The following is an 18,837-nucleotide window of genomic DNA, read 5'->3' on the forward strand; positions in this document are numbered from 1 at the left end:
ATAGCCGGCGCTTATCTACCTGACGCACCACCGTCCAATGTGGTAGCTGGCTTGCCTGCGATAGCGGCCTGACAGTCAACACAGTTGGATTGTGTACATATCCATTACTGCGGTAACGACCACTTAAGGTTCCGCCCTGACGGCGGCTAAACCGGCATCCCTGCCGGTTTACCCCCCAAATCCCTGTCGAATTCCGGCCAGCGTGGTTTGACGGGGCGCCTAAGATCAAAAGCAGATCAAGAGCGACTCGCTTCGCATCGTGGTTACCGTCTGCCGTTACAGCCCACAAAGTTGTGTAGATACCTCTGCTGCGATAGCGGTGTGTCAGTCACCGCCACGCTGGCTGAATCGACGCTATCGCAGGCAAGCCAGCTCCCGCAGTGATCGCATTCCAGGTCGAGATAATCAGCCATAAAAAAGCCCCGCCTGATCACTCAGGCGGGGCTTTTTAGTGGCTTATGGAATCAGACGAGGGGTTTAGGCTCGTGCTCTGCTTCCTGGGCCTCGTGCTCTACCGCCTTGGCTGCGGCTGCAGCAGCTTCGGCTTCCTTGCGGCGACGACGCACTTCACGCGGGTCGTTCGGCGCACGGCCATTTTCGGTGAGGGCGCTTGCAGGTGCAGCTTCAACCACAGGGGCGGCCACTTCGGCAACCACTGGGGCTTCAACTTCAACCACGGGCGCAGGCTCAGCAACCGGCGTCGGCTCAACCACTGGGGCTGGCTCGGCGACGACTTCAGCAACCGGTGCCGGTGCTTCTTCTACCACTGGGGCAGGCGCTGGCGCTTCAACCGGTGCAGCCGGTTCGGCGGTCCACTGGAAGGCGGTCTGTTCTTCGCGAACTTCACGCACAGCCGGGGCAGCTTCTTCGACCACCGGAGCTTCTACAGCCGCTTCGACTACTGGCTGAGGCTCAACCGATGGAGCTGGTTCAACGGCAACCACGTCGGTTTCTGGCTGTGCATCGCGAACCGGGGCAACTTCCACTTCCGGAACCGCTGGGGCTTCGACAGGGGTCGTGGCTTCAACGACTGGCGCTTCAACAACCGGCGCTTCAACCGCTGGGGTTTCGGCGGCTGGCGCTTCTACGGCAACAGTGTCTTCGACGGCAGCGGTAGCGCGTTCGGCTTGCTCGTGAGCCTGGGCTTCAGCAGGTGCGCTGATGACTGAGCTGGCAACGGCAGCGGTAACGGCCAAGCCGGCAGCCAGTTCGGCGCCTGTTGGCTCGTTGTTGGCAGCTTCTGGGTTCTCGCCGGTTTCTTCCGAACCTTCGATTACGTTGCCGTTTGCATCACGCTGACGCTCACGACGGTTGCTGCGACGACGCTGGCCACGGGAGCGGCGGCGTGGACGATCGCCTTCGGCGTTGTCCTGGCCGTCTTCCTGCAACTGCTCTTCGCCGGTCAGTACTTCTTCTTCGGTGGCAGCAGCGGCTTGCTCGGCGCGTGGTTGACGCTCTTCACGTGGCGGGCGCGGTTGGCGCTCTTCGCGTGGTGCGCGTTCTTCACGCGGCTGGCGGGCCGGGCGTTCTTCAGTGCTAACGGCTGCGGCAGCGGCAGGTGCCGCGTCCAGAGGCTCACGCAGTTCACGCACGCGTTCTTCACGCTCGCCACGCGGCTTGCGATCTTCACGTGGAGCGCGTGGGGTACGTGGGGCGCGCTCTTCACGCGGTGCACGTTCTTCACGGGCTACGGTCGGGGTGTCTTCACGGGCTTCGCGAGGCGCACGTTCTTCACGTGGTGCCCGTTCTTCACGCGGGGCACGTTCTTCGCGAGGCTTGCGCTCTTCGTCACGGCGGCCATTGCGGTTACGGCTCTGCTGGCGACCGTTGCGACGCTCTTCATTGCGTGCTGGGCGCTCGGAAGCAGGCTTTTCAACCACAACCGGGGCAGCAGGCTCTTCCTTGGTGGCGAACAGGCTGACCAGTGACTTCACCAGGCCCTTGAACAGGCTCGGCTCAGGCAGGGCGGCCGGCGCGGCAACCGGGGCGGCAGCTTCGGTCGGTACCGGTGCGTTGGCGCGGGCCGGTGCAGTCTTCACCGCGGCTTCCTGGCGAACCAGGGTGCGGGTCGCAGCGGCTGGCTGGACTTCTTCGACTTCGGCGGCAGCCGCGGCGATTTCATAGCTGGACTGCCCGCTATGGGCTTCCGGGCTGTCGTCACGCAGGCGCTGTACTTCGAAGTGCGGCGTCTCGAGGTGATCGTTCGGCAGGATGACGATACGGGCACGGGTGCGCAGTTCGATCTTGGTGATCGAGTTGCGTTTTTCGTTGAGCAGGAAGGCGGCAACCGGAATCGGCACTTGTGCGCGAACTTCGGCGGTGCGGTCTTTCAGGGCTTCTTCTTCGATCAGGCGCAGGATCGCCAGGGACAGCGATTCAACGTCACGGATGATGCCGGTGCCGTTGCAACGCGGGCAGACGATGCCGCTGCTCTCGCCCAGGGATGGACGCAGGCGCTGACGGGACATTTCCAGCAGGCCGAAGCGCGAGATGCGGCCGACTTGCACGCGAGCGCGGTCAGCTTCCAGGCATTCGCGGACTTTCTCTTCCACGGCGCGCTGGTTCTTGGCAGGGGTCATGTCGATGAAGTCGATCACGATCAGGCCGCCGATGTCACGCAGACGCAGTTGGCGGGCGATTTCTTCAGCCGCTTCCAGGTTGGTCTGCAGGGCGGTTTCTTCGATGTCGCTGCCTTTGGTCGCACGTGCCGAGTTGATGTCGATGGACACCAGGGCTTCGGTCGGGTCGATCACGATGGAGCCGCCGGAAGGCAGTTCGACCACGCGCTGGAAGGCGGTCTCGATCTGGCTTTCGATCTGGAAACGGTTGAACAGCGGAACGCTGTCTTCGTACAGCTTGATCTTGCTGGCGTACTGCGGCATTACCTGGCGGATGAAGGTCAGGGCTTCGTCCTGGGCTTCAACGCTGTCGATCAGCACTTCGCCGATATCCTGGCGCAGGTAATCGCGGATGGCGCGGATGATTACGTTGCTTTCCTGGTAGATCAGGAACGGCGCGGAACGATCCAGGGACGCTTCTTTGATAGCGGTCCACAGTTGGAGCAGGTAGTCGAGGTCCCACTGCATTTCTTCGCTGCTGCGGCCAAGGCCTGCAGTGCGAACGATCAGGCCCATGTCGGCCGGTGCGATCAGGCCGTTCAGCGCTTCACGCAGTTCGTTGCGCTCTTCGCCTTCGATGCGACGGGAAATACCGCCTGCACGTGGGTTGTTCGGCATCAGCACCAGGTAACGACCGGCGAGGCTGATGAAGGTGGTCAGGGCTGCGCCCTTGTTGCCACGTTCTTCTTTTTCGACCTGGACGATGACTTCCTGGCCTTCGCTCAGGACGTCCTTGATGTTCACGCGGCCTTCAGGGGCTTTCTTGAAGTATTCGCGGGAGATTTCTTTGAGGGGCAGGAAGCCGTGGCGCTCGGAGCCGAAATCGACAAAGGCAGCCTCAAGGCTTGGTTCGATGCGAGTGATACGGCCTTTATAGATGTTGGCCTTTTTCTGCTCGCGTGCACCGGATTCGATGTCCAGGTCGTAGAGGCGTTGGCCATCTACCAGTGCAACACGCAACTCTTCGGGTTGAGTTGCGTTAATCAGCATTCTTTTCATGTTGTACCGTCGGTTTCCGGGCTGCCGGAAACGGCGTTCGGCACACACGACTTCTCACGGTCGGTGTCAGGTGCGTCAAGAGTGGTTGGCCACTCCAGTGTCCAGCAAAATCGGCCAATTGGGCCGGTATCGCGACGGACGCGTCCTGCTCGTTAGCGGTGGTGACAAAGGCACCACTTCAACAAAAGCTAAGGTCAGGAGGAGGAATCAACCGGCGACTGTGGACGAGATGAAGCGTCTAAAACAAGCCTAGTGCTACACAGTCCGACGGTTGTGCATCTCCACCCTACACGTATCCCTGATAATTCGGGTGCTGCCGCGCGCAGAATCCGCAGCGGGTTGGCATTTACCGTGTTCTCCAATGGGGAGTCCACGCTCATGGCTAAACAAGACTAGGTGTGGGCGGTTGCGCTCTCACTCAGCTCTTAACAGGCGTTGTTTCCGAAGCATTCGCCATGGTCTGGCTCAAAACTGACTGCACTTTGTGAACTGGCCGTAAATATCGGCGCAAAAGGCGAGTATTCACTCTGCTTTCTGCACTCGCTTCAGGCCTCATGTCACCTGCGCTTGTTACAATCTTGAGCCTTCCTGGGTGGCGAAAGCCCCGTAGGACGGCCTCGCGTCCTGATGAATTGCGATGGTCAGGGCCGGCAGTTTGCCGCATGTCCTCTGTCCAGGCCGCTTTTGGCGGCGTTCGCGACTATAGCAGTAATGATTAAGTGCTTCAATTCCATAAAAAATTGTTATCATCGCCGCCATGACGACTACCACCCCCCCGACCCCCAGCGTCCAGCTGCTTGAGGTCTCGCCGGAATATGCCGGCCAACGCATCGACAACTTTCTTTTGGCCAGGCTCAAAGGCGTGCCCAAGACCTTGATTTATCGCATTTTGCGTAAAGGCGAAGTGCGCGTGAACAAGGGGCGCATCAAGCCTGAGTACAAGCTGCAGGCGGGCGATATCGTCCGTGTGCCGCCAGTGCGCGTGCCTGAACGCGACGAACCGGTACCGCTGGCCCAGGGGTTGTTGCAGCGCCTGGAAGCGTCGATCGTGTTCGAAGACAACAAGCTGATCGTGATCAACAAGCCCTGTGGCATTGCGGTTCATGGTGGCAGTGGCTTGAACTTCGGCGTGATCGAAGCCTTTCGTCAGTTGCGCCCGGATGCCAAGGAACTGGAACTGGTGCATCGCCTGGACCGTGACACCTCCGGCCTGTTGATGATCGCCAAGAAGCGCAGCATGTTGCGCCACTTGCACACCGCCCTGCGTGGCGATGGCGTGGACAAACGCTACATGGCGCTGGTGCGCGGCAACTGGGCCAGCTCGATCAAGAGCGTGCGTGCGCCGCTGCAGAAGAGCAACCTTCGCTCCGGCGAGCGCATGGTCGAAGTGGACGAAGAGGGCAAAGAGGCCCTGACCCTGTTCAAGGTGCTGCGTCGCTTCGGTGACTTCGCCACGATGGTCGAGGCCAAGCCGGTCACTGGCCGCACTCACCAGATTCGTGTGCACACCCTGCATGCGGGCCACTGCATTGCGGGCGACACCAAGTACGGCGACGAAGATTTCTCCAAGGAAATTCGCGACCTGGGCGGCAAGCGCCTGTTCCTGCACGCCTACATGCTCACCGTGCCGCTACCCGATGGCGGCGAGCTGAAATTGCAGGCGCCGGTCGATGAAATGTGGGCCAAGACCGTGGAGCGTTTGAGTGTCGCACCTTGACTACAAGCTGCTGATCTTCGATTGGGACGGGACGCTGGCCAATTCCATTGGCCGCATCGTCGAGTCCATGCACATGGCGTCGACCCGCTCGGGCTTTGAGTTGTGCACGGACCTGGCGGTCAAGGGCATTATCGGCCTGGGTTTGCCTGAAGCCATTCGCACCTTGTACCCCGACATCAGCGACGCCGAGTTGGTAGCGTTTCGCGAGCACTACGCCGACCACTACATTGCGCTGGAAGCTACGCCTTCGCCGCTGTTTGAAGGTGTGGTGCAATCGCTGCAAGCGTTTCGTGCCGAGGGCTATCACCTGGCGGTCGCCACCGGCAAGGCTCGTCGCGGCCTGGACCGTGTGCTCAAGGCTCACGGCTGGGAAGATTACTTTGATATCACCCGCGCTGCGGATGAAACCGCCAGCAAGCCTCATCCCTTGATGCTGGAGCAGATCCTTGCGCACTGTGGCGTTACGCCACGCGAGGCATTGATGGTGGGTGATGCGTCTTTCGACCTGATGATGGCGCGCAATGCAGGCATGGATAGTGTCGCCGTCAGCTACGGCGCCCAGTCTGCCGAGGCGTTGCAGCAGTACGAGCCGAGGCTGACGATTGATCATTTTTCCGAACTGCAGGTCTGGCTCAGCCGGGCCCGATAAGTCTTTGCTGGGGTTGATGGCATGAGTGACGAGTGGAAGGCGCCTGAAAAGGCCGAGAGCAGTGATGATAAAAGCTGGAAGCTTTTGGAGAAGACCCTCCTGGCCAGCGTCCAGGAACAGCGGCGTTCGCGGCGCTGGGGGATTTTTTTCAAGCTGCTGACCTTTGTGTACCTGCTTGGGATGCTGGCGCTGTTCAGTCCGCTGATGGACATGGAAAAGAGCGCCACCCGTGGCAGTCACTACACCGCCTTGATCGAAGTGCGCGGCGTGATTGCCGACAAGGAGCCCGCCAGTGCCGACAATATTGTCACCAGCCTGCGCGCGGCTTTTGAGGATGCCAAGGTCAAGGGCGTTATCCTGCGCATCAACAGCCCAGGTGGCAGCCCAGTGCAGTCGGGTTATGTGTATGACGAGATTCGTCGTCTGCGCGCCTTGCATCCGGATACCAAGCTCTATGCCGTGATCTCCGACCTGGGTGCCTCGGGTGCCTATTACATTGCCAGTGCTGCAGACCAGATCTATGCCGACAAGGCCAGCCTGGTGGGTTCTATCGGTGTGACGGCGGCCGGTTACGGTTTTGTCGGTGCCATGGAGAAACTGGGGGTTGAGCGTCGCACCTATACCTCGGGTGAGCACAAGTCGTTCCTCGATCCTTTCCAGCCGCAGAAGGCGGATGAAACCGCGTTCTGGCAGGGCGTGCTCGACACTACCCATCGTCAGTTCATCGCCAGCGTCAAGCAGGGGCGTGGGGATCGCTTGAAAGATAAAGAGCATCCGGAGCTGTTCTCCGGCCTTGTCTGGTCGGGCGAGCAGGCATTGCCGCTGGGCTTGATTGACGGCTTGGGCAGCGCCAGCTCGGTGGCGCGGGATGTAGTGGGTGAGAAGGAGTTGGTGGATTTTACGGTCGAGGAATCGCCGTTTGATCGCTTCTCCAAGAAGCTCGGTGCTAGCGTGGCGGAGAAGCTAGCCCTGTACATGGGCTTCCAGGGGCCGTCCCTGCGCTGAAATTCCAAGCTAGGTGTAGATCAGCTGTGGGAGCGGGCTTGCCCGCGATAGCGATGGATCAGTCGATATAAGTGTCGCCTGGTACATCGCTATCGCAGGCAAGCCAGCTCCCACATTGCTTTACGAAGGTTTCAAGGAATCTGTACGCCTTCGGTCAGCAGCATGTCCACCAGTCGAATCAGTGGCAGCCCAACCAGGCTGGTCGCATCCGGTCCCTCGGTGCTCCGGAACAAGCTCACACCGAGCCCTTCTGCTTTGAAGCTGCCCGCACAGTCATAAGGCTGCTCGATCCGCACATAGCGCTCGATACGTTCTGCATCCAGTTCGCGCATGTGTACGGTAAACGTCACGCAGTCGACCTGGCAGTGCCCGGTTTCGCTGTTGAGCAGTGCCAGGCCCGTGAGGAAGCTCACACGCTTGCCGCTGGCAGCAAGCAGTTGCTCGCGAGCATTTTCGAAGGTGTGCGGCTTGCCAATGATCCGGCCTTCCAGTGCGGCGACCTGATCCGAGCCAATGATTAAATGCCCAGGATGGCTGGCGGCGAGGGCGCGAGCCTTTTGTTCGGCCAGACGCTTGACCAGCTCGATAGCGGATTCATCCGGGCGGTGGCTTTCGTCGATATCCGGCGAGCTGCAGGTGAACGGCAGGTGCAGGCGGCTCAGTAATTCTCGGCGATAAACCGAGCTGGACGCGAGTAATAAAGGCAGCATATACGTCTCCTCAAGGCAGTCGCCGATTCTATCGACGTGACCGGCTGACGCACAGGGCTGAATTTCCTTTGACATGGCCGGGTGCATCCCTATAATGCTGCGCCTATGTTGAATGACCCGATTCCACCTCACGTTGACCCGCGCAAATTGGCTGATCGTGGCACCACCCTTCAAGGTGAAGTGCTGCTGGCCGATTTGGAGAGACTCTGCGACCCGCTTTCCGACACTGTCGGTACGGTGCAGGCGAAATTCGTTTTTGAACGAGATGAACGTAAATCTGTGGTAATCCACAGCGTTATCGACACCGAAGTCAAAATGGTTTGCCAGCGTTGTCTTGAGCTGGTCACCCTGCCGATCCACAGCGAATGCAGTTATGCTGTGGTGAAAGAGGGTGCGAATACCCAGTCGTTGCCGAAAGGTTATGACGTGCTGGAACTGGGCGAAGATCCATTGGATCTGCATGCACTGATCGAGGAGGAGCTTTTGCTCGCCTTGCCCATTGTGCCTGCTCATCATCCGGAAGAATGCCAGCAGCCGGAGGGTCTCGATGACGAGGCCGAGCCGAGCGAGGACGAGGTAACGCGGTCCAACCCGTTCAGTGTATTGGCGCAGTTAAAGCGTGACCCAAACGTTTAGGAGTTAATCAATTATGGCTGTTCAGCAGAACAAAAAATCCCGCTCCGCCCGTGACATGCGCCGTTCGCACGACGCTCTCGAGGCTAGCACCCTGTCCGTGGAAAAGACCACTGGTGAAGTTCACCTGCGTCACCACGTATCGCCAGAAGGCGTATACCGTGGCCGTAAAGTGATCGACAAGGGCGCTGACGAGTAATCACTTGTCTGCTCAAGTCATCGCGATTGACGCAATGGGCGGGGACTTCGGTCCCCGCAGCATTGTTCAGGCCTGCATTGCCAGCCTGTCTGCCACGCCCTCGCTGCATCTGACCCTCGTCGGTCAACCCTCCCTACTTGAAGAACTGATTGCCAGCCATCCGGCGGTGGATCGCGCGCGCCTGACGATTACGCCAGCCAGCGAAACCATCAGCATGGATGAAAAGCCGGCGGTTGCCCTGCGTGGCAAACCCGATTCTTCAATGCGGGTGGCCCTTGAGCTATTGCGTGATGGCAAGGTGCACGCCTGTGTCAGTGCCGGTAATACCGGCGCGTTGATGGCCTTGTCGCGGCACGTGCTCAAAACCCTGCCGGGTATTGATCGGCCGGCAATGGTGGCGGCGATCCCGACGCAGAAGGGCTATTGCCAACTGCTGGACCTGGGCGCCAATGTTGATTGCAGCGCCGAGCACCTGCTGCAGTTCGCCGTAATGGGCTCGGTGGCCGCCGAAGCGCTGGGCGTGGCCCGGCCCAGGGTTGCCCTGCTGAATATCGGTACCGAGGACATCAAGGGCAACCAGCAAGTCAAGCTTGCCGCCACCTTGCTGCAAAGCGCGCGGGGCTTGAACTACATCGGCTTTGTTGAAGGTGATGGTTTGTACCGTGGTGAAGCTGATGTGGTGGTGTGCGACGGCTTTGTCGGTAATATCCTGCTCAAGTCCAGCGAAGGCCTGGCAACCATGATTGCCACGCGTATTGAAGCTTTGTTCAAGCGCAACCTGGGGTCACGTATGGTGGGTGCCTTGGCGTTGCCCCTGATGCGACGCTTGCAGGCTGACCTGGCGCCAGCACGGCACAACGGTGCAAGCTTTCTTGGCTTGCAGGGCATTGTGGTAAAAAGCCATGGCTCGGCTGGTGTGCTGGGCTTTCAAAGTGCAATTGCACGGGCCTTGATCGAGATTCAGGAGAACCTGCCGCAACGCTTGCACGGCCGTCTCGAGGATCTGTTGCCTTAGGCGAATTGGCCCGGGAGTGCTTAAATGTGACCGGCCAGTTCAATTGACCATCCAATCAGTCAGTTTCGTTCGCGCCCACCGTAGGCGCGAGCATTTTTGACGACCAGATCATTAGGGGCTTGTTACATGTCTACATCCCTCGCATTCGTCTTTCCAGGGCAGGGTTCGCAGTCCCTCGGCATGTTGGCCGAGCTGGGCGCGCAATACCCGCTGATCCTGGACACCTTCAAGGAAGCTTCCGACGCCCTGGGTTATGACCTGTGGGCACTGACCCAGCAAGGTCCGGAAGCATTGCTCAACCAAACAGATAGAACCCAGCCGGCCATCCTGACCGCTTCGATCGCCCTGTGGCGCTTGTGGCTGGCTGAAGGCGGCGCACGCCCTGCCTTCGTCGCGGGTCACAGCCTGGGCGAATACAGCGCCCTGGTGGCCGCGGGCAGCCTGACCTTGGCTGAAGCGGTCAAGCTGGTCGAGCGTCGTGGTCAACTGATGCAAGAAGCCGTTCCGGCCGGGCAGGGCGGCATGGCCGCTATCCTGGGCCTGGACGACGCGGTGGTGATCGAGGCCTGCGCCGAAGCGGCGCAAGGCGAAGTGGTCAGCGCGGTGAACTTCAACTCCCCAGGCCAGGTGGTGATCGCTGGTGCCAAGGCGGCCGTCGAGCGTGCCATCGAGGGTTGCAAGGCTCGTGGCGCCAAGCGAGCGCTGCCATTGCCGGTGAGCGTACCGTCCCACTGCGAACTGATGCGCCCGGCGGCCGAGCGCTTTGCCGAGTCTATCGCTGCCATCAACTGGCAGGCGCCGCAGATCCCGCTGGTGCAGAACGTCAGCGCGGCAGTGGCCGCCGACCTCGACACCCTCAAGCGCGACCTGCTGGAGCAACTGTACAAGCCAGTTCGCTGGGTTGAATCGGTCCAGACCCTGGCCGCCAACGGTGCCACCGAACTGGTCGAGTGCGGCCCGGGCAAAGTCCTGGCTGGCTTGAACAAGCGCTGCGCCGACGGTGTGTCGACCGCCAACCTCAATACCCCAGAAGCCTTCGCTGCCGCTCGCGCGGCACTGGCCTGAATCCCGTACTTAGGAGAAGCCTGCATGAGTCTGCAAGGTAAAGTTGCACTGGTTACCGGCGCAAGCCGTGGCATTGGCCAGGCGATCGCCCTGGAGCTGGGCCGTCAGGGCGCCGTTGTGATCGGCACCGCCACCTCCGCCTCGGGCGCCGAGCGTATTGCCGCGACCCTGAAGGAAAACGGCGTGCAAGGTACCGGTCTTGAACTGAATGTGACCAGCGATGAGTCCGTGGCTGCCGTACTGGCCCAGATCACTGCTCAGTTCGGTGCACCGGCTATCCTGGTGAACAACGCCGGGATCACCCGTGACAACCTGATGATGCGCATGAAAGACGACGAGTGGTACGACGTGGTCGATACCAACCTGAACAGTCTGTTTCGCCTGTCCAAGGGCGTTTTGCGCGGCATGACCAAGGCGCGTTGGGGCCGAATTATCAATATTGGCTCCGTAGTGGGTGCCATGGGCAACGCAGGCCAAGTAAACTACGCCTCTGCCAAGGCCGGCCTGGAAGGTTTCAGCCGCGCACTGGCGCGTGAAGTCGGCTCGCGGTCGATTACGGTCAACTCGGTGGCCCCTGGGTTCATCGACACCGATATGACCCGCGAACTGCCGGAAGCACAGCGCGAAGCCTTGCTGACGCAGATTCCGCTGGGCCGTCTGGGCCAGGCCCAAGAGATCGCGAATGTGGTCACTTTCCTGGCATCTGACGGTGCGGCATACGTGACTGGGGCTACAATCCCGGTTAACGGCGGGATGTACATGAGTTAAATTGTGACGGATCGCTTCAAAAAAATGTCATACGAGCTGTCTAAAATCCGTTATAAAGCTGCAACTTAATTTATAGGCAGGTGGCCGACCGGGTACAGGGTGAAGCTTTCAGTTGAAAAGCTGAAATGGCTTTCTATACACTTACCCACTGGCCAGCTGCCTGAATTTGTCCATTAGGAGTTAAACAAGGTATGAGCACCATCGAAGAGCGCGTCAAGAAAATCGTCGCCGAGCAACTGGGCGTTAAGGAAGAAGAAGTGGTCAACACTGCTTCCTTCGTAGAAGACCTGGGTGCCGATTCCCTTGACACCGTTGAGCTGGTGATGGCTCTGGAAGAGGAATTCGAGACCGAAATCCCGGACGAAGAAGCTGAAAAAATCACTACTGTTCAAGCTGCCATCGACTACGTTACTAGCCACCAGGCGTAATAGTTTGTAGTCGTCGCTTGCTGTCAGGGAAAAACCGCACTGCTGTAAAGGCGTGCGGTTTTTTCTTTAGCGGCGATGAAAAGTGTCGTCATTAGAAAAAGGAGAGTGCTGTGTCGCGTAGACGCGTCGTAGTCACCGGTATGGGTATGTTGTCGCCACTGGGTACGGATGTGCCGAGCAGTTGGCAGGGCATTCTGGCTGGCCGCAGTGGTATTGGTCTGATCGAACACACGGACCTTTCTGCCTATTCCACCCGTTTTGGCGGCTCGGTAAAGGGCTTCAATGTCGAGGAATATCTCTCGATCAAAGAATCCCGCAAGCTCGACCTGTTCATTCAGTACGGCCTGGCTGCCGGGTTTCAGGCTGTGCGTAACGCCGGCCTGGAAGTCACCGACGCCAACCGTGACCGCATCGGCGTGGCCATGGGTTCAGGTATTGGCGGTCTGACCAATATCGAAGAAACCAGCCGCACCTTGCATGAGACTGGCCCACGTCGAATTTCACCGTTCTTCGTACCGGGCTCGATCATCAATATGATTTCCGGCTTCCTGTCCATTCATCTAGGTGCACAGGGACCGAACTACGCAATCGCCACGGCGTGTACCACAGGTACGCACTGCATTGGCATGGCGGCACGCAACATTGCCTACGACGAAGCCGACGTGATGATCGCCGGCGGCGCCGAAATGGCCGCGTGCGGCCTGGGCATGGGCGGCTTCGGCGCGTCCCGTGCGCTGTCGACCCGCAACGACGAGCCGACCCGTGCCAGTCGTCCGTGGGACAAGGGCCGTGACGGCTTTGTGCTCTCCGACGGTGCCGGTGCGCTGGTGCTCGAAGAGCTGGAGCACGCCAAGGCGCGTGGTGCCACTATCTACGCCGAATTGATCGGGTTTGGCATGAGCGGCGACGCTTACCACATGACCTCGCCGCCGTCCGACGGAGCGGGTGCTGCGCGTTGCATCACCAATGCCTTGCGCGATGCGAAGGTCAACCCCAACCAGGTGCAGTACATCAACGCCCATGGCACTTCGACCCCGACCGGCGACCTGGCGGAAGCAGAGGCCATCAAGTCGGTGTTCGGCGAGCACGCCTATAAGCTGGCGGTCAGCTCCACCAAGTCCATGACCGGCCACCTATTGGGTGCGGCGGGCGCGGTCGAGGCGATCTTCAGTGTGATGGCAATCAGGGATCAGGTCGCTCCGCCGACTATCAACCTTGATGAGCCGGACGAAGGCTGCGACCTGAACTTTGTGCCCCACGAAGCGCAGCCCATGCCGATCGACGTGGCGATTTCCAACTCGTTCGGTTTCGGTGGCACCAACGGTTCCCTGGTGTTCCGCCGGTTCGCCGAGTGATGCACAGCTGGGTCGACGGTCAGCCAGCGGACAGCGTGCCCCTGAAAGATCGCGGCCTGGCCTATGGCGATGGGGTGTTCGAGACCATCGCCGTCAAGGCCGGGCAGCCGTTGCTGCTCGACCGTCACCTGCAACGCCTGGAAGAGGGTTGCAGGCGTTTGGCATTGGCGGTGGATCACGGGTTGATTCGCCACGAAGTGCTGAGCTTCGCCGCCGCCCTTGGCGACGGTATTCTCAAATTGATCCTCACCCGTGGCGACAGCTTGCGCGGTTACGGCATCAACCCTGGCGCCCCGGTGCGCCGCATCTTGCAGGGCAGCGCGCCCGCTGTTTACCCGCCCATCCATGAAGTCGAAGGCGTGCGCCTGTTCGCGTGTGCCACGCGCTTGGCGCAGCAGCCGTTGCTGGCCGGTATCAAGCACCTCAATCGCCTGGAGCAGGTGATCGCGCGTGCCGAATGGCAAGATACCGAACATGCCGAAGGCCTGATGCTGGATATGTCTGGCCGGGTGATCGAAGGCATATTCAGCAATCTTTTCCTGGTGAGCAACGGCTTGTTACTAACCGCTGATCTGAGCCGTTGTGGCGTTGCGGGCGTGATGCGCGCCGAAGTGCTGGCCCAGGCACAAGCGCTGGGCGTCCCGGTGGCCGTGGCCGACATCAGTGTTGAGCAGTTGCAACAGGCCGATGAAGTCTTCGTCTGCAACAGCGTTTATGGCATTTGGCCGGTGCGAGGCTGCGCTGCGATGAGCTGGCCGGTTGGGCCGCTCACCCGTAAACTGCAGGGCATTGTTCGCGCGCTATTGGATATTTGAGTTGATACGAAAACTGGTGTTACTGCTGCAGATCAGCCTGATCTCGGCGGCTTTGCTCGTGGGCTTTTCTGCCTGGAAACTCGACTCTGCCCTCAAGCAGCCCCTGAAGCTGCCTCAGGAGCAGTTGCTCGATGTACCTGCTGGCGCTACGCCGACGGGCACCTTCAATCGTCTGGAAGCCGACGGCGTGCTCGACGATGCATTCTGGTTGCGTCTGTACTGGCGCTTCAACCTCGAAGGCCAGCCACTGCACAGCGGCGAGTACCGCATGAGCCCGGGCCTTACCGCCGAGGGTTTGATCGGCCTGTGGCAGCGCGGCGAAGTGGTGCAGTACAGCCTGACCTTGGTGGAGGGCTGGAATTTCCGTCAGGTGCGCACCGCCCTGGCCAAGCATGAAAAGATCGTGCAGACCCTCGCGGGCCTGACTGACAGCGAAGTGATGGATAAGCTCGGCCACCCAGGTGTGTTTCCTGAAGGGCGGTTCTTCCCCGACACCTACCGTTTTGTCCGCGGCATGACTGATGTCGAGTTCCTGAAAAAAGCTTACAACCGCCTGGACGATGTACTCGCCCAGGAGTGGAGCAAGCGTGCCGCCGACGCGCCCTACACCGACCCTTACCAAGCACTGATCATGGCGTCGCTCGTGGAAAAGGAGACCGGGGTGCCTCAGGAGCGCGGGCAGATTGCCGGTGTGTTTGTGCGTCGCCTGAAGATCGGCATGTTGCTGCAGACCGACCCCACCGTGATCTACGGCTTGGGTGAGCGCTACAACGGTAAATTGACCCGCACCCACCTCAAGGAAGCCAACCCCTACAACACCTACATGGTTGCTGGCCTGCCGCCCACGCCCATCGCGATGGTCGGTCGCGAGGCGATCCATGCAGCACTGAACCCGGTACCGGGCAGCAGCCTGTATTTCGTCGCCCGTGGCGATGGTAGCCATATATTCTCGGATAACCTGGATGCGCATAATGCCGCCGTGCGTGAGTTCCAACTCAAGCGCCGTGCCGATTACCGTTCCAGCCCGGCACCGGTGGTGAAACCGCCTGAAGATTCGGCACCTTCCAGCGATGCGCCTACCCCCGACGCTCCGATCGAGCCCGCGCCGGACACGACCGCGCCGCAAAGCCCGCAATGACTCTGACTAAGGACTGCCTGTGACTGGCTTGTTTATTACCCTGGAAGGCCCGGAAGGCGCCGGCAAAAGCACTAACCGTGACTACCTGGCCGAGCGCCTGCGTGCGCAGGGCATCGAGGTGGTGCTGACCCGTGAGCCGGGTGGTACGCCGTTGGCCGAGCGCATTCGCGACGTCCTGCTGACCCCGGGTGACGAGCCGATGAATCCGGACACCGAGTTGCTCCTGGTGTTTGCCGCCCGTGCCCAGCACCTGGCCGAAGTGATTCGCCCGGCCCTGGCGCGGGGTGCCGTGGTGATCTGCGACCGGTTTACCGATTCCACCTACGCCTACCAGGGTGGGGGCCGGGGGTTGTCCATGGAGCGCATCACCACCCTGGAAACCTTCGTGCAAGGCGATCTGCGCCCCGACCTGACCCTGTTGTTCGACCTGCCGGTGGAAGTGGGCATGGCCCGCGCCAGTGCGCGAGGTCGTCTGGATCGTTTCGAGTTGGAAGGCCAAGCCTTCTTTGATGCAGTGCGCAGCGCTTTCCTGCAGCGCGCCAAGGCTGAGCCCGCACGTTATTACCTGTTGGACGCCGCCCAGCCGCTGAGCCGCGTGCAACAGGCTATCGACGCGCTGCTGCCCACTCTGTTGGAGCGTAGCCGTGGCTGAGTCCTACCCGTGGCAGGACGGCCTCTGGCAGCAACTGGCGGGGCGCGCCCAGCACGCCCACGCCTATCTGCTGCATGGGCCGGTGGGCATCGGTAAACGCCACCTCGCCGAACGCCTGATGGGCAGCCTGTTGTGCCAACGCCCGGTCAATCTGGAGGCATGTGGCGAGTGCAAGTCCTGCCTGTTGCTCAAGGCTGGCAGTCACCCGGACAACTATGTGCTGGAGCCCGAGGAAGCGGACAAGGCCATCAAGGTCGACCAAGTGCGCGACCTGGTGAGCTTCGTGGTGCAGACCGCGCAGATGGGCGGGCGCAAAGTGGTGCTGATTGAGCCGGTTGAGGCGATGAACATCAACGCGGCCAACGCCTTGCTCAAAAGCCTTGAAGAGCCGTCCGGCGATACCGTGCTGTTGCTGGTGAGCCACCAGTCCAGCCGCTTGTTGCCGACCATTCGCAGCCGTTGCGTGCAGCAGGCTTGCCCGTTGCCCAGCGAAGCCATGAGCCTGCAATGGCTGGCGCAGGCGTTGCCGGAATGCAGCGCAGAAGAACGAGGCGAGTTGCTGACCCTGGCGGCTGGCTCGCCTTTGGCGGCAGTGAAGCTGCAGGCTCAGGGCGTGCGCGAACAGCGTGCACTGGTCGTGGATGGCGTGAAGAAACTGCTCAAGCAGGAATTGTCCGCCACGCAACTGGCCGAAAGCGCCTGGAAGGATATTCCGCTGTTGCTGTTGTTCGACTGGTTCTGCGACTGGTCCAGCCTGATCCTGCGCTACCAGCTCACCCAGGATGAGAACGGCCTGGGCTTGGCGGATATGCGCAAGGTCGTGCAATACCTGGCGCAAAAAAGTGCCCAGGACAAAGTGCTGAACATCCAGGACTGGATCCTCGCCCAGCGCCAGAAAGTCCTCGGCAAGGCCAACCTCAACCGCGTGCTGTTGCTCGAGGCGTTGCTGGTGCAGTGGGTCGGCCTGCTCGGGCGCCGTTAAATTCCGTGGCTGACGGGTGTATCGTTGGCCCTACCTCTTTTGTGACTTAAGCTCAGATTCCTATGCTCGTAGATTCCCATTGCCACCTTGATCGCCTCGACCTTGCCCAGCACGGCGGTTCCCTCGACGTCGCCCTTGAGGCTGCCCGCCAGCGTGGGGTAGGGCACTTCCTGTGCATTGGCGTCAGCGCCGACAACGCCGCCGACGTCAAAGCCCTGGCTGATCGCTACGCCGACGTCGATTGCTCGGTGGGCATTCACCCGCTTGACCTCAAGCCAGGCGAAGCGCCGGCTCTGGACTGGCTACTGGGCGAACTCAACCATCCGCGAGTGGTGGCCATTGGCGAAACCGGCTTGGACTATCACTACGAGCCTGAAGCTGCCGAGTTGCAGCAGGCCTCGTTCCGCCTGCACCTGCAAGCCGCCCAGCAGACGGGCAAGCCGGTGATCGTGCACACCCGAGGCGCCCGTGCCGATACCCTGGCTTTGCTGCGTGAAGCCGCGTTGTCGCAGGCTGGCGTGTTGCACTGCTTTACCGAAGACTGGGATATGGCCAAGGCGGCCCTGGACCTGGGGTTCTATATTTCCCTGTCGGGCATCGTCACTTTCCGCAATGCCGACGCGCTGCGCGATGTGGCCCGCCAGGTGCCCGCCGACCGCCTGCTGGTGGAAACCGACTCTCCGTACCTGGCGCCCATCCCCCATCGCGGCAAACCGAACTTGCCCGAATATGTACGTGACGTGGCTGATTACCTGGCGATGCTGCGCGGTGAGTCGTACGAGCGCTTTGCCGAGCAGACTACCGAGAACTTCAAGCGCCTGTTCCCGCTGGCCCACGTGGCCGGTTAGGGCGGTCGAATCCCAGGCAAAAAAAACCCGGGTTCTGGGGGGTGAATCCGGGCTAAGACCATTAGGAGTAAAACAAGGGCACGCAGTCCGTCGGTACCCAGGTCGACGCGTCACTTGGGGGAGATGTCGCGCCGACAGTTGAAGTATTGACCACTATCCCATTCAGTCCAGTCGTGATTGATCGTTTTTTAAACAGATTTGGAATACGCGGCCTTCGCTTGAGTTCTCATTGCGCTGATGGGCAGGTTCAGGTGTTGCGTATTATTTCTGACTGATAACGGCGAAATCGTTGGTGCATTGAAAGTTATGTGCCTGACGGGTTCACATAGACATTGCCCAACGACCGTTCAGTCGGGATAATCCCTCGCACCGGGTAAATCGTATCGCCACGTATCCATGGCCCTGCGCAACCCTCCCTATTTCCGACCTTTGCAGACTCTTCCTCATGCACAAAGAACCCCGTAAGGTCCGTGAATTTCGCCGCCGTGAGCAGGAAATTCTCGACACCGCGCTCAAGCTGTTCCTCGAACAAGGTGAAGACAGCGTCACCGTCGAGATGATTGCGGATGCCGTGGGTATCGGCAAAGGCACGATCTACAAACACTTCAAGTCCAAGGCCGAAATCTACCTGCGCCTGATGCTCGACTACGAGCGTGATTTGAACGAGTTGCTGCATTCGGCGGATGTCGACAAAGACAAGGAAGCCCTGTCCCGCGCTTACTTCGAGTTCCGCATGCGTGATCCGCAGCGCTACCGCCTGTTCGACCGCCTGGAAGAGAAAGTGGTCAAAGGTCACCAGGTGCCGGAGATGGTCGAGGAGCTGCACAAGATCCGCGCCTCGAACTTCGAACGCCTGACCCTGCTGATCAAGGGCCGTATCAGCGAAGGCAAGCTTGAAGACGTGCCACCGTATTTCCATTACTGCGCCGCCTGGGCCTTGGTGCATGGCGCTGTGGCGCTGTACCACTCGCCGTTCTGGAGCAATGTGCTGGAAGACCAGGAAGGTTTCTTCCAATTCCTGATGGACATCGGCGTGCGCATGGGCAACAAGCGCAAGCACAGCCCGGAACTGCCGGGCGCCGAGAAGAGCGGTGACACCCCTGCCACATAAGTCATTCGCCACAGTGATGGCGCAACGATTTACTGCCAGGCGCAGTAACCCAGGAATATACTCAGGCAAGGACCTTGCTAAAAGCTGAGTTATGAGTCAGCTTTTAGCGCGCCCGAATTATCCTCTGCCG

The 18,837-nt window shown here is 60.3% G+C and carries 18 protein-coding genes; 16 read left to right on the forward strand and 2 right to left on the reverse strand.

Annotated features, from left to right (window positions below; genetic code table 11):
• Window positions 1-464 precede the first annotated feature (464 nt).
• Window positions 465-3,608 (reverse strand): ribonuclease E, encoded by a 3,144-nt coding sequence (gene rne, locus HU730_RS19230; RefSeq protein ID WP_186526562.1) that lies wholly within the window; start codon window positions 3,606-3,608, stop codon window positions 465-467.
• 766 nt (window positions 3,609-4,374) lie between these two features.
• Here rne and rluC point away from each other — a divergent pair.
• The 3 genes from rluC to HU730_RS19245 are packed head-to-tail and all read left to right on the forward strand — an operon-like array spanning window position 4,375 to window position 6,988.
• Window positions 4,375-5,334 carry a 23S rRNA pseudouridine(955/2504/2580) synthase RluC gene (gene rluC, locus HU730_RS19235; RefSeq protein ID WP_034128444.1) on the forward strand — a complete coding sequence of 320 codons (960 nt, stop codon included), beginning with the start codon at window positions 4,375-4,377 and terminating at the stop codon, window positions 5,332-5,334.
• On the forward strand, window positions 5,321-5,983 hold the full coding sequence (locus tag HU730_RS19240) for an HAD-IA family hydrolase (RefSeq protein WP_034128443.1): 663 nt from the start codon (window positions 5,321-5,323) through the stop codon (window positions 5,981-5,983). Before rluC ends, HU730_RS19240 begins: the two co-directional genes overlap by 14 nt.
• Before the next feature lie 21 nt (window positions 5,984-6,004).
• Window positions 6,005-6,988, forward strand: a complete 984-nt coding sequence (locus tag HU730_RS19245; protein WP_034128442.1) for a S49 family peptidase — start codon at window positions 6,005-6,007, stop codon at window positions 6,986-6,988.
• A gap of 131 nt (window positions 6,989-7,119) precedes the next feature.
• Here HU730_RS19245 and HU730_RS19250 read toward each other — a convergent pair whose 3' ends face one another.
• Window positions 7,120-7,698 carry a nucleoside triphosphate pyrophosphatase gene (locus HU730_RS19250; RefSeq protein WP_186526561.1) on the reverse strand — a complete coding sequence of 193 codons (579 nt, stop codon included), beginning with the start codon at window positions 7,696-7,698 and terminating at the stop codon, window positions 7,120-7,122.
• 105 nt (window positions 7,699-7,803) lie between these two features.
• On the opposite strand from HU730_RS19250, the gene HU730_RS19255 reads away from it, so the two are divergent.
• The 13 genes from HU730_RS19255 (at window position 7,804) to HU730_RS19315 (ending at window position 18,707) form a co-directional block, all read left to right on the forward strand.
• Window positions 7,804-8,334, forward strand: a complete 531-nt coding sequence (locus tag HU730_RS19255) for a YceD family protein (RefSeq protein ID WP_003175611.1) — start codon at window positions 7,804-7,806, stop codon at window positions 8,332-8,334.
• A gap of 13 nt (window positions 8,335-8,347) precedes the next feature.
• On the forward strand, window positions 8,348-8,530 hold the full coding sequence (gene rpmF / locus HU730_RS19260; protein WP_003179396.1) for a 50S ribosomal protein L32: 183 nt from the start codon (window positions 8,348-8,350) through the stop codon (window positions 8,528-8,530).
• Between the two features lie 4 nt (window positions 8,531-8,534).
• Window positions 8,535-9,545: a phosphate acyltransferase PlsX gene (gene plsX / locus HU730_RS19265; RefSeq protein WP_081095862.1), complete on the forward strand. Its 1,011-nt coding sequence runs from the start codon at window positions 8,535-8,537 to the stop codon at window positions 9,543-9,545.
• Between the two features lie 126 nt (window positions 9,546-9,671).
• Window positions 9,672-10,610 (forward strand): ACP S-malonyltransferase, encoded by a 939-nt coding sequence (fabD, locus tag HU730_RS19270; RefSeq protein ID WP_054897933.1) that lies wholly within the window; start codon window positions 9,672-9,674, stop codon window positions 10,608-10,610.
• A 24-nt stretch (window positions 10,611-10,634) separates the two neighbouring features.
• Complete coding sequence (gene fabG / locus HU730_RS19275; protein WP_003189275.1) at window positions 10,635-11,378, forward strand: 3-oxoacyl-ACP reductase FabG; 744 nt, start codon at window positions 10,635-10,637, stop codon at window positions 11,376-11,378.
• Window positions 11,379-11,569: 191 nt separating this feature from the next.
• Window positions 11,570-11,806 carry an acyl carrier protein gene (acpP, locus tag HU730_RS19280; protein WP_003175607.1) on the forward strand — a complete coding sequence of 79 codons (237 nt, stop codon included), beginning with the start codon at window positions 11,570-11,572 and terminating at the stop codon, window positions 11,804-11,806.
• Window positions 11,807-11,916: 110 nt separating this feature from the next.
• Window positions 11,917-13,161 carry a beta-ketoacyl-ACP synthase II gene (gene fabF / locus HU730_RS19285; RefSeq protein WP_034128438.1) on the forward strand — a complete coding sequence of 415 codons (1,245 nt, stop codon included), beginning with the start codon at window positions 11,917-11,919 and terminating at the stop codon, window positions 13,159-13,161.
• Window positions 13,161-13,976: an aminodeoxychorismate lyase gene (gene pabC, locus HU730_RS19290; RefSeq protein WP_096144594.1), complete on the forward strand. Its 816-nt coding sequence runs from the start codon at window positions 13,161-13,163 to the stop codon at window positions 13,974-13,976. The genes fabF and pabC overlap by 1 nt, the downstream gene beginning before the upstream one ends.
• Before the next feature lies 1 nt (window position 13,977).
• Window positions 13,978-15,114, forward strand: a complete 1,137-nt coding sequence (mltG, locus tag HU730_RS19295) for an endolytic transglycosylase MltG (RefSeq protein WP_034128436.1) — start codon at window positions 13,978-13,980, stop codon at window positions 15,112-15,114.
• Window positions 15,115-15,133: 19 nt separating this feature from the next.
• Complete coding sequence (gene tmk / locus HU730_RS19300) at window positions 15,134-15,766, forward strand: dTMP kinase (protein WP_034128435.1); 633 nt, start codon at window positions 15,134-15,136, stop codon at window positions 15,764-15,766.
• Window positions 15,759-16,748: a DNA polymerase III subunit delta' gene (locus tag HU730_RS19305; RefSeq protein WP_034128434.1), complete on the forward strand. Its 990-nt coding sequence runs from the start codon at window positions 15,759-15,761 to the stop codon at window positions 16,746-16,748. Before tmk ends, HU730_RS19305 begins: the two co-directional genes overlap by 8 nt.
• A 62-nt stretch (window positions 16,749-16,810) precedes the next feature.
• Window positions 16,811-17,596, forward strand: a complete 786-nt coding sequence (locus tag HU730_RS19310) for a TatD family hydrolase (protein WP_034128433.1) — start codon at window positions 16,811-16,813, stop codon at window positions 17,594-17,596.
• 445 nt (window positions 17,597-18,041) lie between these two features.
• On the forward strand, window positions 18,042-18,707 hold the full coding sequence (locus HU730_RS19315; RefSeq protein ID WP_034128432.1) for a TetR/AcrR family transcriptional regulator: 666 nt from the start codon (window positions 18,042-18,044) through the stop codon (window positions 18,705-18,707).
• Window positions 18,708-18,837 lie beyond the last annotated feature (130 nt).

Origin of the sequence: Pseudomonas sp. SWRI22 (assembly GCF_014268395.2) — a bacterium.
In the GTDB taxonomy this organism is placed as follows: Bacteria; Pseudomonadota; Gammaproteobacteria; order Pseudomonadales; family Pseudomonadaceae; genus Aquipseudomonas; species Aquipseudomonas paracarnis.

What these genes read in the sequence shown, in the direction of transcription:
- rne (WP_186526562.1), bottom strand. Translation starts at nt 3,608, where the DNA reads ATGCTGATTAACGCAACTCAACCCGAAGAGTTGCGTGTTGCACTGGTA.
- rluC (WP_034128444.1), top strand. Translation starts at nt 4,375, where the DNA reads ATGACGACTACCACCCCCCCGACCCCCAGCGTCCAGCTGCTTGAGGTC.
- HU730_RS19245 (WP_034128442.1), top strand. Translation starts at nt 6,005, where the DNA reads ATGAGTGACGAGTGGAAGGCGCCTGAAAAGGCCGAGAGCAGTGATGAT.
- HU730_RS19250 (WP_186526561.1), bottom strand. Translation starts at nt 7,698, where the DNA reads ATGCTGCCTTTATTACTCGCGTCCAGCTCGGTTTATCGCCGAGAATTA.
- HU730_RS19255 (WP_003175611.1), top strand. Translation starts at nt 7,804, where the DNA reads ATGTTGAATGACCCGATTCCACCTCACGTTGACCCGCGCAAATTGGCT.
- rpmF (WP_003179396.1), top strand. Translation starts at nt 8,348, where the DNA reads ATGGCTGTTCAGCAGAACAAAAAATCCCGCTCCGCCCGTGACATGCGC.
- fabD (WP_054897933.1), top strand. Translation starts at nt 9,672, where the DNA reads ATGTCTACATCCCTCGCATTCGTCTTTCCAGGGCAGGGTTCGCAGTCC.
- fabG (WP_003189275.1), top strand. Translation starts at nt 10,635, where the DNA reads ATGAGTCTGCAAGGTAAAGTTGCACTGGTTACCGGCGCAAGCCGTGGC.
- acpP (WP_003175607.1), top strand. Translation starts at nt 11,570, where the DNA reads ATGAGCACCATCGAAGAGCGCGTCAAGAAAATCGTCGCCGAGCAACTG.
- pabC (WP_096144594.1), top strand. Translation starts at nt 13,161, where the DNA reads ATGCACAGCTGGGTCGACGGTCAGCCAGCGGACAGCGTGCCCCTGAAA.
- HU730_RS19310 (WP_034128433.1), top strand. Translation starts at nt 16,811, where the DNA reads ATGCTCGTAGATTCCCATTGCCACCTTGATCGCCTCGACCTTGCCCAG.
- HU730_RS19315 (WP_034128432.1), top strand. Translation starts at nt 18,042, where the DNA reads ATGCACAAAGAACCCCGTAAGGTCCGTGAATTTCGCCGCCGTGAGCAG.